General features: G+C 31.3%; 12 protein-coding genes and 1 other RNA gene. 11 read left to right on the top strand and 2 right to left on the bottom strand.

Annotated elements, in window-relative coordinates; translation table 11 throughout:
- Positions 1-90: 90 nt before the first annotated feature.
- The 6 genes from lepB to ACREWB_RS11780 all read left to right on the top strand — a co-directional run bounded on the left by lepB (position 91) and on the right by ACREWB_RS11780 (position 8115).
- Positions 91-624 (top strand): signal peptidase I, encoded by a 534-nt coding sequence (gene lepB, locus ACREWB_RS11805; RefSeq protein WP_431547637.1) that lies wholly within the window; start codon positions 91-93, stop codon positions 622-624.
- A gap of 191 nt (positions 625-815) precedes the next feature.
- Positions 816-2747, top strand: a complete 1932-nt coding sequence (locus ACREWB_RS11800; RefSeq protein ID WP_431547752.1) for an OPT family oligopeptide transporter — start codon at positions 816-818, stop codon at positions 2745-2747.
- A gap of 96 nt (positions 2748-2843) precedes the next feature.
- Positions 2844-3206 (top strand): PqqD family protein, encoded by a 363-nt coding sequence (locus tag ACREWB_RS11795; protein ID WP_431547636.1) that lies wholly within the window; start codon positions 2844-2846, stop codon positions 3204-3206.
- A gap of 65 nt (positions 3207-3271) precedes the next feature.
- On the top strand, positions 3272-4663 hold the full coding sequence (pepV, locus tag ACREWB_RS11790; protein WP_431547635.1) for a dipeptidase PepV: 1392 nt from the start codon (positions 3272-3274) through the stop codon (positions 4661-4663).
- Positions 4664-4811: 148 nt separating this feature from the next.
- A complete protein-coding gene (locus ACREWB_RS11785) occupies positions 4812-5900 on the top strand; it encodes a dipeptide epimerase (RefSeq protein WP_431547634.1) in 1089 nt (362 codons plus the stop codon).
- Positions 5901-5949: 49 nt separating this feature from the next.
- Complete coding sequence (locus ACREWB_RS11780) at positions 5950-8115, top strand: HelD family protein (protein ID WP_431547633.1); 2166 nt, start codon at positions 5950-5952, stop codon at positions 8113-8115.
- A 178-nt stretch (positions 8116-8293) separates the two neighbouring features.
- Here ACREWB_RS11780 and ACREWB_RS11775 read toward each other — a convergent pair whose 3' ends face one another.
- The gene (locus ACREWB_RS11775; RefSeq protein WP_431547632.1) at positions 8294-8659 is read right to left on the bottom strand and encodes a DUF4363 family protein; all 366 of its coding nucleotides are present in this window, start codon (positions 8657-8659) and stop codon (positions 8294-8296) included.
- Between the two features lie 24 nt (positions 8660-8683).
- Complete coding sequence (locus tag ACREWB_RS11770) at positions 8684-9388, bottom strand: DUF421 domain-containing protein (RefSeq protein WP_431547631.1); 705 nt, start codon at positions 9386-9388, stop codon at positions 8684-8686.
- A 209-nt stretch (positions 9389-9597) separates the two neighbouring features.
- Between ACREWB_RS11770 and ACREWB_RS11765 the strand changes: the two genes are divergently transcribed.
- The 5 genes from ACREWB_RS11765 (at position 9598) to ACREWB_RS11745 (ending at position 15147) form a co-directional block, all read left to right on the top strand.
- Entirely contained in the window at positions 9598-11385 is a 1788-nt protein-coding gene (locus ACREWB_RS11765; protein ID WP_431547630.1) for a sigma-54 interaction domain-containing protein, read from the top strand.
- Positions 11386-11523: 138 nt separating this feature from the next.
- Complete coding sequence (locus tag ACREWB_RS11760) at positions 11524-12813, top strand: L-cysteine desulfidase family protein (RefSeq protein ID WP_431547629.1); 1290 nt, start codon at positions 11524-11526, stop codon at positions 12811-12813.
- A gap of 112 nt (positions 12814-12925) precedes the next feature.
- Positions 12926-13114, top strand: a non-coding RNA gene (gene ssrS / locus ACREWB_RS11755) — 6S RNA.
- 97 nt (positions 13115-13211) lie between these two features.
- Positions 13212-14015, top strand: a complete 804-nt coding sequence (locus ACREWB_RS11750) for a hypothetical protein (RefSeq protein WP_431547628.1) — start codon at positions 13212-13214, stop codon at positions 14013-14015.
- Positions 14016-14028: 13 nt separating this feature from the next.
- Positions 14029-15147, top strand: coding sequence for an ATP-binding protein (locus tag ACREWB_RS11745; RefSeq protein WP_431547627.1), 1119 nt, complete (start codon positions 14029-14031; stop codon positions 15145-15147).
- Positions 15148-15150: the final 3 nt, after the last annotated feature.

Raw genomic sequence — 15150 nt, 5'->3', positions numbered from 1 at the left:
CTGATTATCTATTTAGAATAAATATAAATACTGATATATTATAAATATTGTGATAAAATATTAATGTACTAGATTTGAGAGGGGATAATAATGATTACTATAAAAAAAATATTTCAAGATTGGATTTTGCCTATAATTGCAGCTATTATAATAGCGTTTATTATAAATAAGCTTATTTTCTTTAATGTAACGGTGCCAACGGGATCTATGCTACCAACCATAAATTTAAATGATAAGATTTTAGTAACAAGGATCCATAATAAAAACAAACTTAATCACGGTGATATAGTAGTATTTCATTCTGATGAATTAGGTGATGATGAATCAGGGGAAGATTTAATAAAAAGGCTTATTGGGCTACCAAATGATGAAATTGATATTAAAGAAGATGGATCAGTATATATAAATGGAACAAAAACAGATGAGAATTATGTTTTATATCCAGGTGGGAAAGCAGGAATAAAATTTAAAATACCAGAAAATAGCTATTTTTTTCTTGGAGACAATAGAGCAAACTCTAAAGATGCAAGATATTGGGAACAACCGTTTATAGATGAGAGTGATATAATGGGAAAAGCAAGGATCGTAATTAGTCCTTTTAGTAGATTTGGAAAATTAAAATAAAAAAATAGCAGAAGTGTAAAATGAAATTTTACACTTCTGCTATTTTAATTTTTTTTTGAAAATTATTTAGTAATGGGTTAAAACACTATTTTACTGATTAATAAGAAAAATTGGAAAAAATTAATTAGTATCTTTTAGCTTTATTAAACAAAATATATATATTAATAGAATATTTGAGAAATGGAGGATATATCATGGATAAAAATAAAAAACTTTCTAGTACAGCTTACGGTGGTATTAAAGGTGACGATTATTTACCTTTTGTACCAACAAGTCAAGCAATGCCAGAAACAACTGCAATATCTTTAATAATAGGTATGATTTTTGCAATGATATTTGCAGCAGCAAACACTTATTTAGGACTCAAAGTTGGGCTAACCGTTTCAGCTGGTATTCCTGGAGCAATTTTGGCAACCGGATTACTTAAAGGCTTATTTAAAAGAAATAATATATTAGAGGCCAATATGGTAGCTTCAATTGCTGCAATGGGCGAATCCATTGCAGGTGGAGTTATATTTATACTTCCAGCAATTCTCCTTTATGGAATGGAATTAAAACTTTCTACTATAGTTGTTGTAACACTTCTTGGAGGACTTTTAGGAGTATTGTTTGTTTCACCACTGAGGAGATTCTTAATAGTTGAGGAACATGGTAATCTTACTTATCCAGAAAGTATGGCAGCTGCAGAAGTTCTTGTTACTGGTAGTGAGGGCGGTTCAGGATTTAAGACAGTATTAACAGGTCTTATAGCAGGAGCAACTTATAAGATATTTTCTGGCGGTTTTAAATTCTGGCTTGAAGAAGCTGAATGGACAATTAAGCCGCTCCAAGGAACAATATTTGGAGTTAGTACATTAGCATCCCTTATGGGTGTTGGTTATATAGTTGGACTTAGAGTTTCAATGTATATGTTTGGTGGTGCTGTAGTAGCATGGCTTGGACTTATGCCATTAATAATGTATGTTGGAAATGGACTTCAAGCACCATTATTTCCATCAGTTAAAATTATAAGTGAAATGGGAGGATGGGAAATTTGGAGTAATTATATAAGATATATAGGTGCGGGAGCTGTGGCAGCAGGTGGATTTATAAGTCTAGGGAAATCGGCTCCAACTATTATAAAATCATTTAAGTCAGCTATGTCTGGTATTGGAGCAGCTGGTTCAAAAGTTCAAAAAAGAACAGAAGTTGACGCACCACTAACTTGGGTTATTGGGTCAGCAGTATTAGTATTCTTACTTTCATGGTTATTACCAATAATAAACGTTGGTATAATTGGTGCAATAATGGTAGTTGTATTTTCATTTTTTTTCTCAGTTGTATCAGCTAGAATGGTTGGTATAATTGGAGCGTCAAACAACCCAGTTTCAGGAATGACTATAGCTACATTATTATTTGTAACAACAATATTGAAGCTTACAGGTAAAGTTGGAGACAGTGGAATGGTTATAGCTGTTGTTATAGGTGGTATAGTTTGTGTTGCTATCGCTGTTGCTGGTGGTACTGCACAAAGTTTAAAAACAACTTATGTTATTGGTGGTACGCCTAAAAATGTACAAATTGGTATGTATTTAGGGATAGTTGCATCGGCAGCGGTAGTTGGGGCAGTAGTACTAATGCTTGATAACACATATGGTATAGGTAGCAAAGAAGTTGCTGCACCTCAAGCAACACTAATGTCGATGGTTATAAAAGGAGTGCTTACTGGCGATCTTCCATGGGCTCTTGTATATGTTGGAATAGCAATTGCAGTATTTTGTGAACTTGCGGGACTTCCAATACTACCAGTTGCACTTGGACTATATTTACCAATACATTTAAGTTCAGCTATTCTAGCAGGCGGTATTATTAGGTTAGCAATTGAAAAGAGATTTAAGAAAGATGAGAAGCGACAAAAGACCCAAGTGGAAAAAGGTATTCTACTATCATCAGGCTTGGTTGCAGGAGATGCACTAATGGGTATAGTTGTTGCAGCAATTGCGACGATAGGCCTTGACATAGGATTTGGAGCTAAACTATTTAAAGGGTTGGCCTCAAGTAATGAATTTTCTATAATAATGTTCTTTGCATTAGGATTATGGATTTACTTGTTTGCTTCGAAAATAGACAAAACTGCTGTTTAATAACATATAGTATATATTATTTAAATTAAGACATAATAAAAATAAAATATAAGTTAAGGGCCGTTATGGCTCTTAACTGTTTTGTAGGTGATAGGTATGTTTAAAAACAAAAAAAAAGAAAAAGCACAAGAAAATTTTTTGCTTTATAGACCACTAAGAAAAATTGAACATTGGGAAGTAAACGATGAAAAGGTAAAACTATTTTTTCACCATAATAAGCATATAGAAAAATTAATGAGATGGCTTATAAAAAAATCAAATATTAATGATATAGAACTTGACCCGCGGAGTTCTATGGTATGGCAACTTTGTGATGGAAATAATACTGTTTATGATATAGCTCAAACCATGATGGGGAAATTTCATGACACTGAGCAAGAGTCTATTGATAAATTAATTATGTTTGTTAGGTACTTATCTAGAAGTGGTTGGATAACTTTTGAAAATAACAAAATATAGAATGATATGATATGTTATACTATAAATTAACTACTAATGTAGGTTATTAATGGAAGGAGAACATTATGGAATTAAATAATTTAATTGACGCTATGAAACAAGATATTATTAAATCTACACAGGAAATAATAAGAATCAAGAGTGTAGAGAGTGAACCAAAACCGGGTATGCCTTTTGGCGAAGGTGTATCTAAATCGTTAGAATGTGCTTTAAACACTGCAAAAGAATTAGGATTTCATACAGTTAACTTAGATGGTTATGTTGGATATGCAGAGTACGGGCAAGGAGAAGATTATGTTGTAGCATTAGGCCATTTAGATGTTGTTCCTGAAGGAGACGGTTGGATTCATCCACCTTATGCTGCGGAAATTCACGAGGGTAAAATGTATGGACGTGGAACTACAGATGATAAAGGGCCTATAATGGCGACGCTTTATGGACTCAAAGCACTTAAAGATGCTAAACTTCCTATTTCTAAAAGAATTAGAGTTTTATTTGGAACTAACGAAGAAACAGGAAGTAAGGAGCTTGAATATTACTTAGATAGAGAAAAAGCACCAGTTGCTGGTTTTACACCTGATGCAGATTATCCTATAATTAACGGAGAAAAGGGCATAACTATTTTTAATATTGTTAAAGATTTTAATAATAAGAATAAAAGTGAAAATAAAATAAAATATATTAAGGGTGGCACAGTAGCTAACATAGTACCAGAATATTGCGAAGCTGGGGTTGTAGCTGTGGATACACAAAATATAGTTAAAGAATTAGAATCTTTTGCAAAAGATATGAATTATAAGCTTACTTCAGAAGTTAAAGAAGGTATGGTGATAATTAAATCTGAAGGTGAAGCAGCTCATGGAAGTTTACCAGAGCTTGGGACCAACGCTATAATGCAACTATTTGCGTTCCTTGGAACTATGGACCTTGGATCAAATGATGTTTCATCATTTGTAGAATTTTTAAATAAAAACATTGGTATGGAAATACATGGAGAGTCTTTTGGTGTTTGTCTGGAAGATGAAAATTCAGGTAAATTATCATTTAATGTTGGAGTAGTAAATATGGATGAAAATTCTGCTACCATGACTTTAAATTTAAGATATCCTGTAACAAACAAGTTAGAAGATATGATGAATCCATTTAATAGTAGAATAGAATCAACTGGAATAAAAATAGAAAAGTTTGAACATAAAGGACCATTATTCTTTTCACCAGATAGTCCAATTATTAAAGCACTTCAAAAAGTTTACACTGAGCAAACTGGAGAAGAAGCTAAATTAATATCTATAGGTGGAGGTACTTATGCTAAAGAAATGCCTAACACTGTAGCTTTTGGACCAATGTTTCCAGGAGAACCAGATACTATTCATAAAAGAAATGAATATATAACAATAGATAATTTAATTAAAAATGCTAAAATATATGCTCATGCACTTTATGAACTAGCAAAATAATAAATAAGTAAATTTTAGACCTATATCTTTTATTAAAAGATATAGGTCTAAAATTTATAAAAATTCATAGCATTAAATAGGATATAGAGGTATAATCAAATATTGAACTATAAATATAAAAATATAAAAGTATTAGTGAGGGATAGTTGTGAAAATACAAGATATTAAAATGGGTAAGATCAATACTCCGCTGTTAAGACCATATAAAATAGGAAAGAAAATTCTTAATTTTTCTGATGAAATTGTTTTAAAGATAATTACAGATACAGGGGAAATAGGATACGGAAGTGCAACCCCAACGCCTCTAATAACAGGTGAAACAGAGTATTCAATTATGGGCGCAATAAATTATATTAAACATGATATTTTAGGTTTAGATATTGATAATCTAGAAGAAATTATGAAAGTAATCCATAATTCTATTTATGCAAATAATAGTGCTAAAGCAGCCGTTGATATGGCTATATATGATTTGCTTTGTAAAAAATATGGAATTCCACTTTATAAATTTCTGGGGGGATATAAAACTACATTAACTACAGATATCACAATAGCAAATGGTTCAGTAGAACAAATGGTAAGTAAATCTTTAGAAGCCATAATGGATAATTATACTTATTTAAAGGTTAAAGTTGGAAATGATATAGATCATGATATAGAGAGAGTTAAAGCAGTAAGAAAAGCAGTTAGGAAAGGAATAAAAATAAGAGTAGATGCTAATCAAGGTTGGAGACCAAAGGAAGCTGTAAGCATTATTAGAAAGTTTGAAGATATGGATCTGGATATTGAGTTTGTTGAACAGCCAGTTAATGCTTGGGATATAGATGGACTAAAATATGTTACAGATAACGTGGAAACAAAAATTCTTGCAGATGAATCAGTTTTTGGCCCATCAGATGCCTTTAAGATAATTGAAAAAAGAGCTGCGGACCTTATAAGCATAAAACTTATGAAGTGTGGAGGAATAAATAATGCAATAAAGATATATAATATGGCAGAAAACATGGGTATAAGATGCATGATGGGATGTATGCTGGAAAGTAGAATAGGCATAACTGCAGCAGCTAGTTTTGCAGCGTCCAGGTCTAATATGGTTAAGGCGGATTTAGATACTATGTTATGTTTTGAGAAAGATTCAGTAATTGGTGGAGCCTCTGTTATCGGAAATAAGATAACTGTTAATGACTCACCAGGACTTGGAATTTGCGATATTATTGGATGGCAAGAAATTTTATAAATATTGTGAAATTTATAAAAAATAAAATGATTTAAACGGGGTGACAGGTTTGAATACTAATGAATTTAATATGGATGCTAGTCTCATAGAATTGGAACTTAAGAAGCAGTTGGAATTTAATATAGAAGAGGAAAAATTAAAGAGTGCTAGTGCAATTATTAGTGAAGAAATTCTTAATTATATAGAAAAGAGAAAAGAGATATTACAATATATTTTAGATTATAGAAAAAAAGTAATTGAAGACTATAGAGATGATGAAGATATGGTTATAGAATATTTTGATCATGAGAGATATGTTATGGAAGAAGCCTTTAAAACTATTGATAGAAGGCTTAAAGAACTAACAGCACTTAAGACTTCACCTTATTTTGGAAGAATTGATTTTTCAGAAGAGGATCTTGGTATTGAAAAAATGTATATAGGTAGATTTGGAGTTACTCCACAAAATACATTTGAGCCATTAATAGTAGATTGGAGAGCCCCAGTTGCATCACTTTATTATACCGGAGCTTTAGGTGAGGCTTCTTATGATGCTCCTAAAGAAAAAATACTAGTGAATATTTTAGCTAAAAGACAGTATATTATAAAAAAAGCAAAACTTATGGGCATGTTTGACTCAGCTTTGGATATAAAGGACGAAATACTTCAAATGGTACTTAGTAGTAATGCTTCTGAAAAGCTAAAAGATATAATAATGACAATACAAAAAGAACAAGATGACTTAATAAGACAACCAAGAATTAAGACTATTGTAGTGGATGGAGTGGCAGGCAGTGGTAAAACCACGATAGCGCTTCATAGGGTTGCTTATTTGCTTTATAATTATAGAAAGGTACTCCAAGATAAGGTTTTGATACTAGGTCCTAATAATGTATTTATGGAATATATATCTACGGTGCTTCCAAGTCTTGGAGAATCAGGAGTTAAGCAAACAACTTTTAGAGACTTTGCTTTCGATATTTTAGAAATTGACGAAGTGATGAGCCTAAAAGAATACATGGAAAAAGTTCTTAGTGGCGAAAGTGAGTTTGCACAAGATATTATGTACAAGAATTCTAAAGAATATAAATATTTACTTGATGATGCAATAGAAAAATTAGATGTTGATTACTTTAAAATAGAAGATTTGATTTTTATGGAACAAAAAATATTATCTAAAGAAGACATAACTGAAATGTTCCACTATCATTATAAAACTATGCCACTCTTTAGAAGAAGTAAGAAAATTAAAAGGATTATTTATTCTAAAATTAGCAATGCTAGGGATGAAAAAGTTAGAGCTATACAAAAGGAATATGAAAAAGCTGTGCAGTCCTTAACTGAGGAAGAACGAGATTTCAAAGTGAATAACTTGGACTTTAATAGAAGAATTAAAATTCGAGAAGTTGTTAAAGCGATGATAGAATTAAAAAGAAACCTTACTTGGATACAAAATGGAAACTGCGTGGAGTTATATAACAAAGTAAATGGATATAAAAGGTTAACTGAAAATGATTTAGCCGGTATTTTGTATATCAAAATTAAGCTAGAGGGAATAAAAATTTCTGAGGAAATAAAACACGTAGTAATAGATGAAGCACAGGATTATAATCAATTACAGTTCTTGGTAATAAAGGAATTAACGGGGTGCACTTCACTAACTATAGTTGGAGATAGTAACCAAAGAATGATTCCGTATGATGGGAATATTCCTATGCTTGATATAAAAAATATACTTCCAGAATTAAATGTTGAAGAGTTTAGACTGAAAACTAGCTATAGGTCTACTGTAGAAATTATGGAGTATGCTAATAAATATTTAAATTCAGATCCTATTGTTCCAATAGTAAGAAATGGTGAAAAAGTGACGCAAAATTCAATATGTAATGTGGATGAACTTAAAAGTTTTATTATTCAAAAGACAGAGCAGTTTAAAAGTAAGGGTTATGAGAATGTTGCGATTATCTGTAAAGATATAAAAGAAACAGAAAAAGTATTTGATATAACTCGGGACATTGCTGGTATTAAGATTATAAATACTGAAAATGCAGTGTATCATAGTGGAATTGTTGTAATTCCATCATATTTTGCTAAGGGTCTTGAGTTTGATGCTGTTATAATGGCGTTAGATGAACCAGGTAGTATGGGCAAATATAAACAAGAGGATAAACTTAGATATGTTATGGCAACTAGGGCGCTACATGAACTTCATGTTGTGGTAAAAAAGTCATTTTAAGTTGAACTAAAATTTTTTCTTGGATTATGCTATAAGGTAAAGTATATATTGCTTGAATGCGTTCGCTTCGCAATATATACTTTTGTTAGCATAATCCAAGAAAAAAAGTTCAATTCAACAATAATATTGTTATTTTAGAAATATGTGTTCAAAGGTGTAATAGTACAGAAGTTATTAATTATCGTGTTAGTTCATGCCAATTTTCTATAATTTCATATAATGTTATCATCGTACTTACCTTATCCTTACTAGCTATGGAGCCACGAAGGTTGGCTATATTTAAACTTACATTATATATTTCATCTCTTTCAACACTAAATTGAATGCGTGGTATGATTTTTTTCCAGGCTGCATCAATACTAGTAATATCTTGATCAAGCATATCCCACTTTTCAGCTTTTGCATGTTCTATAGAAGTTTGGGCAAAAGCAATCACATCTTCTGAAGAATTACGAGGTTTTAAAAAATAATTACCACTAAGCATTAATAATATAAATACTGTTAAAGTAATTATTGGTATAGTATATGATATAAATTTTTTCATAAGTTCAGACTACCCCTTTATGTTTTAATTGTTATTATCCTCTAACCCGTCTTCGTAAAGATCTATAAATAAGCCATTATTGGTATTATAGGTGGCTAAAAACACTTCAGTTGCATCCTTAATACCTTGTTTTTTTAAATTTGTCATGAGCCACTTTTTATTTCTATTAATACTATCTAAGTTGTCTTGTAAAATAGAACCGTCGTAAATTAATTCAACATCAATACCAGCGGTGGGAGTTTTAAGATTTAGGGCCTTTGATGTAACTGAATCAAATTCAGGCTTTTTTAGAATAGACAATTGACCATCTTTTTCAAGCACCGCATAAGCAACTTCACTTAAGTCAAAAATTCCTTTATCTCTTAACTGGGCTAGAAGGTCTCCTATAGTATAACGAAATTTTTTCATGGATTTTTCAAGTATTTTTCCATTTACAATAACAATTGTGGGTTCACCATCAAGAAATTTTTCAGCGGTTTTTGATTTAATAGTTGATAATTGTAAAATAAAACATAAGGCAGTCCAAGTAAGTAACCCTACCCAATGAGACCATGCGCTACTAGTTAAGTCGGTAGTTAGAGTTGAGGCTGTGGAACCTATAGTTATACCAACTACATAATCAAAAAAATTCAGCTGACTAACCTGTTGCTTTCCGAGAATACGAGTAAATATAAGTAAAGTAAAAAAACCGATTATTCCTCTTACGAGTACTATTAAACCCTCATCCATGATAGCACCTTCCTTCAATAGTATTATCTCCAAAAATATTATTTGTATTAATGTTACGTATTTTAGTTGAAATATATTAATTAGTTGTTAAACTTCCAAAGTTGAATTACAATTAAATTAATAGCTATATTATTTAACAAATAAACTTGCCACTTGCCATGTAGGTTCCCAATTTAAATTGGGGTGGCACCAAAAAAAGGATGATAAGTATGGATTTAATAAAAATAGTTTCAAATGTTCAGAAGATTTCTGAGGCAATAGCTAGCGTTATAAGTGTAGATGTGACAGTTGTAGACCATAATTATATTAGAATAGCAGGGACCGGAAGATATAAAAATTCTTTGTCTGAAAAAGTGAATGAAAAATCAGCTTTTGGATTTGCTTTAACCCAGGGGAAAAGTCTTATTATAAAAAATCCTAGAAAACATTTTATCTGCACAGAGTGCGAAAATATTGAAAATTGCGAAGAACTTGCAGAGGTTTGTTGCCCAATTAATGTAGGTAATGAAACTGTTGGAGTAATTGGACTTATTGCTTTTGAAGAAGAACAGCGAAATGCTATTATAAATAATGAAACAAACTTAATGAATTTCTTGAATAGAATGGCAGATTTAATTTCAGCAAAGCTAACAGAACAGGAAAATACAGAGCATATAAAGCTTTTGGCAAAAGAACTTGAAATAGTTATCGATTCTGTAGATAGAGGAATTATAGCAGCGGACCACAAGGGAAATATTATTCATTATAATACTAAAGCGGTAGAGTTATTTAATCTTCAGGGTAATGAGATTTTAAGTACAAATATAAAGAATCTTATTGGAAGCTTAGATTTTAACACACTTATTGAAAATCATAAGAATTTAAAAAATAGAGAATTTACTTATAAGGGGAGTAACCATAGTTTTAGAGGGGTTTTTGATGCAAAGACTATTAGTATTTTAGATAAAAGCTTTGGTATAGTATGTACATTTAGTGATATTTCAGATTTATTAAAAACAGTAAATAAAATTACTACAGGGACTATTGTTACTTCTTTTGACAGTATCATAGGTAATAGTTACTGCTTAGAACAGGTTAAAGAACAAGCAGAAAAAGCCTCCAAATCTACTTCTACTGTGCTTATTCAGGGAGAAAGTGGAACTGGGAAAGAACTATTTGCACGGGCTGTTCATTTTTATAGTAATAGATCTAAGGGACCTTTTATTCCGATAAATTGCGCGGCTATACCAGAACACTTGCTAGAGAGTGAGTTTTTTGGATATGAGGATGGTGCGTTTACAGGAGCAAGAAGAGGTGGTAGGGCAGGAAAGTTTGAACTTGCCAATAAGGGTACAATATTTTTGGATGAGATTGGGGATATGCCAATTCATCTTCAAGCTAAACTGCTAAGGGTACTACAAGAACATGTTATTGAGAAGATTGGTGGAAAAGAGTCCATTCCTATTGATGTAAGAATTATTGTAGCTACCAATAAGGATTTAGGAAAAAAAGTATTGGAAGGTGAATTTAGGCAAGATTTATTTTATAGGTTAAATGTAATTCCTCTTATTATACCGCCTTTAAGAGATAGAAAAGAGGATATAGTAATTCTTGTTGATTATCTTTTGGATAAATGTAATTCTAAGTTAGGAAAGCATATAAATAAAATAGATGATATTTGCTTAGAGATTTTCATGAATTATGGATGGCCAGGAAATGTACGTGAACTGGAAAATACTATAGAATATGCTGTAAATATGTGTGGTAATGACGTTATAAAATCTATAGATTTGCCTAAAAGGATGAAGAGCTCAGAAATTATATCAGAGTGTTGTGAGGATGTAGGAATTATACCTATAAAAGAACTAGAAAAAAGGGAAATTCAAAAGGCACTGGATTGTTTTGATCATAGCAAGCAGTCAATTACAAGGGCTGCTGAGGCGTTAAAAATAAGTAGAGCAACACTATATAGAAAACTAAAAGAATATGGAATAGAACAGTATCATAATGAGAATTAATTCTCATTATGATACTGTTCTATTTTGTTTTTTCTCATATTGAGAAGAGATAGTGTGGAAAGCGTTGTTTTAAGTGTGAAATTGTTGGCATGGAACTTGCTCTAATATATATTAGATAATACTTAGAGGAGTGATCTTATGAAATTAAGAAATCTTATAGTTCAAACACTTAGAGAAGAAGTCGTTCCTGCCATGGGATGCACTGAACCAGTCGCTGTTGCACTTGCATGTGCAAAGGCTAAAGAGTTAATAAATTTTAATTATATAGTAAGTGCTGAAATTTTCGTTAGTCCTAACATATATAAAAATGGATTGTCAGTGGGTATACCAAATACTGCGGAAGTCGGTCTTTATATTGCAGCTGCTTTAGGTTTTGTAGGTGGGAAAAGCGAAAATGATTTAAGAGTACTTGGGGGCATTGATGAAGTACAGGTGCAATTTGCAAAAGAGCTTGTGCATAGTGGAAAATTGTCACTGGATATTAAAGATACTGATGAGAAAATTTATATAGAAGTAAATCTTAAAACAGATAGTGGTAATTGTAGAGTGATTATTAGTGGAAAACATAATCGATTTGCTTATATAGAGAGATTAGGAGAAGTTCTTGTGGATTTAAAAAAAGAAGACATGGGTACTTACAAGGAAAAAAATGATTTGTATGATATGAAAATAAGAGATATTATAGCGGAGATTGAAAAGATTCCACATGAAGATATTGCATTTATGTTAGAGGGAATAGTTATGAATGAAACTGCAGCTATGGCTGGACTCAATGAAAAACTGGGAATGGGAGTTGGGTATGGCATTAAAAAAAGCATAAAGCAAGGAATTTTGTCAGAGGATTTAATGACTGCTGCAATGATGTTAACAGCAGCGGCTAGTGATGCTAGAATGTCGGGAATGAATTTATCTGTTATGAGTAGTAATGGTAGTGGAAACAATGGACTTACAGCGATTTTACCTATTGTTGCATATAAAAATAAATTCAAGGTAGATGATGAAAAATTAGCTAAGGCGGTTGCTATAAGTCATATTGTAAATAGTTATATAAAATATTATATAGGGAGATTATCTGCAATGTGTGCTTGTGGTGTTGCAGCTGGAACTGGTTCGGGTGTAGCTATAGCATGGCTTATGGGTGCGAATTATGACCAAATAGATGGAGTTATAAAGAATACTATTGCAAACACTAGTGGTATGATATGTGATGGTGCAAAGGAAGGTTGTTCACTTAAGCTTTCGACTTCAGCATCAGTTGCTGTACAATCAGCAGTTTTGGCTATGCATAATTGTATTGTACCTGGAAGAAACGGAATTGTTGCAGAAACAGCAGAAGATACAATTAAAAATTTAGGAACTTTATCTGTTGATGGTATGAGTGTTACAGATACTGTTATATTGAAGACTATGAAAAAAATGCAGTGCTAGTCCACATAATCCTAAAAAAAAATAAATAAAAAACCACAAATTACTATTGAATTTTAATTTTAATCTGATATAATAAAGTTAACAAGTAGATATGAAACACTTTCAAAAATTTTTATTTCTGAGATATTCGTGAAGCTCTTATTTTCAACCTACAATATTTATACGGGAGTTCAAGATCGTGGTGTGGAATAGGCCTATAAGTCCAATTTTGAATTGGCAAGGACTGCTAAGCATCTCTGAGAACACCCACCTATCGAAAAGATAGGTGTAAAAATCGGGGCAACGGTACCTTGGATTATGAATTAAAAATTTTTGGTTCGTTTATAAAAAGAGATAGAAATATCTCTTTTTTTGTGTGGTATAATTATTTCAAATGATTAGTAAAGAGGTGGAGTTTTATGACAGAAGAAAAGGCTATTCAAATGATAGAGGTTAATCCAATTATTATAAAAAATATTGATAACCCTAGCGATGAATTGAAACTTTTAGCTATAAAGAAAGATGGGGCAATGTTACGATATATTAAGAATCCTACAAAAGAAATGAAGGATTTGGCAATAAAAAGTAACCCATGGTCAATTGAATTTATAGAAAATCCAACTTATGATATGAAAAAATATGTTGTATCAAAGATATGGAATACTTTGGGGATTATTAAAAGTCCTTGTGAAGAACTTATAAAAATAGGTATTCAGCAAAAGGGATATGCAATAAAATATTCTGAAAGTCCAAGTATTAAACTTCAAAGATTAGCTATAGAAAAAGATTATGACTCTATAAAATATATAGATAACCCAATTGAAGAAATACAACTTTTGGCTATAAAAAGAAATTATTCTTGTTTAAGATATATAGAGAATGCAAGTCTAAGTGCAGAGATATTGGCTATTTCTGAAAATGAATCTGCTATAAAATTTATTTTAAACATAGATGAAAATAAAAAAATATTGTTTTTAAAACACAATGTTTTGGTAATGAAATATTTTAACAATGAATTACATATAGAGGCGGTGGAAGCTGCTTTTAGAGAGGTTTTATCTAAAGAAGATGTTTCAGAGAAATATGTAAGAGACTTTATAAACTGCGAAAGCATAAATGAGAAATATGGGAATATATCATCGGACAAAATTATTTTTATTTATAAATATGGCAGTAAAGTATGTAAAAAAATAGCAGTTGATGAAAAACTTAAAATGATGTAAGAGGAGATAGAAAATGAATTTTAAAGATACATTACAAAGCGTTGAGCTCGTTATAGAAACTAATGAAGTACCTCTAATTGTAGGGGAAAGTGGTATAGGAAAGACTGCATTAGCTAAAGAACTTGCTAAAAAAAAGGGTTGGAGCTTAGTTACTATAGATGGAAACCTTTTGAAAGAAGGAGAAATAGGCGGACTGCCAACAGTTGAAGATTATAGTATGAAAAATGTTACAGGGCAGGTTACTACTAAAAAAAGCACTGTTTATGCCATTCACACAAAGTTACAGGAAATAGATAATTTAATACATGAGGGCAAAGAGGTTCTCTTATTTATTGATGAAATAAATCGTTGTGAGCATACGGTGCAACAGGAACTTATGAATCTTATATTAAATAGAAATATTAATGGATATAAGCTGGATGATAAAGTGAAAATTACAGCTGCCATGAACCCCTCTAGTAAGTATGGAGAAGATGTTGATTATCAAGTAGTTGATATGGATGCAGCACAAGAAAATAGATTTGTTTGGCTATATATGGAAAGTGATTCGAAATCTTGGCTAAGCTGGGCTACCCAGAATAATATAGATGGAAAAGTTATAGAGTTTATATCCACTTTTCCAGAATATTTACATAGCAGCGAAAAGGAAGAGCAATTAAAAGCAACTCCTAGGAGCTTTGAACGGGTTTCTAAGAGCTATAAGATTTATAAGAAAAATAAAGATACAATTCCAAAAAGAGTATTTTTAAACATATTAAAAGGAAATTTAGGAAGTAGAATAGCTCATGAGTTTTTGGCTTTCTCACAGGAGAATAATAAACCACTTATTTCTTATGAAGAGGTATTTGCTTTTGAAAAATTGTCACAAGATATAAGAGAAAAGGTTAAAACAGAAAGTCATACTAGATTATATTTGATAGCAAAGAATATTTTGAGTGCACTGGAAAATAAGGAACTTTTAAGTTTTGATATAAAAAGGTTTGTACAATTTATAGAGATATATCCTGTGGACTTAGGTGTAGGTATTATGCAAGATATTAAAGAAAGCCATAAAAAAGTTTATAAGTTATGTATAGAAAATGAGGCTTTTGTTGAACTGTATTTTAAGTCTTACAATGAAATAAAAGGCTAGGTG

It is taken from the genome of Clostridium sp. (assembly GCF_050717635.1).
In the GTDB taxonomy this organism is placed as follows: domain Bacteria; phylum Bacillota; class Clostridia; order Clostridiales; family Clostridiaceae; genus Clostridium_AD.
The sequence above is the reverse complement of the archived record's forward strand: the minus strand, read 5'-3'. Positions and strand labels throughout refer to the sequence as shown.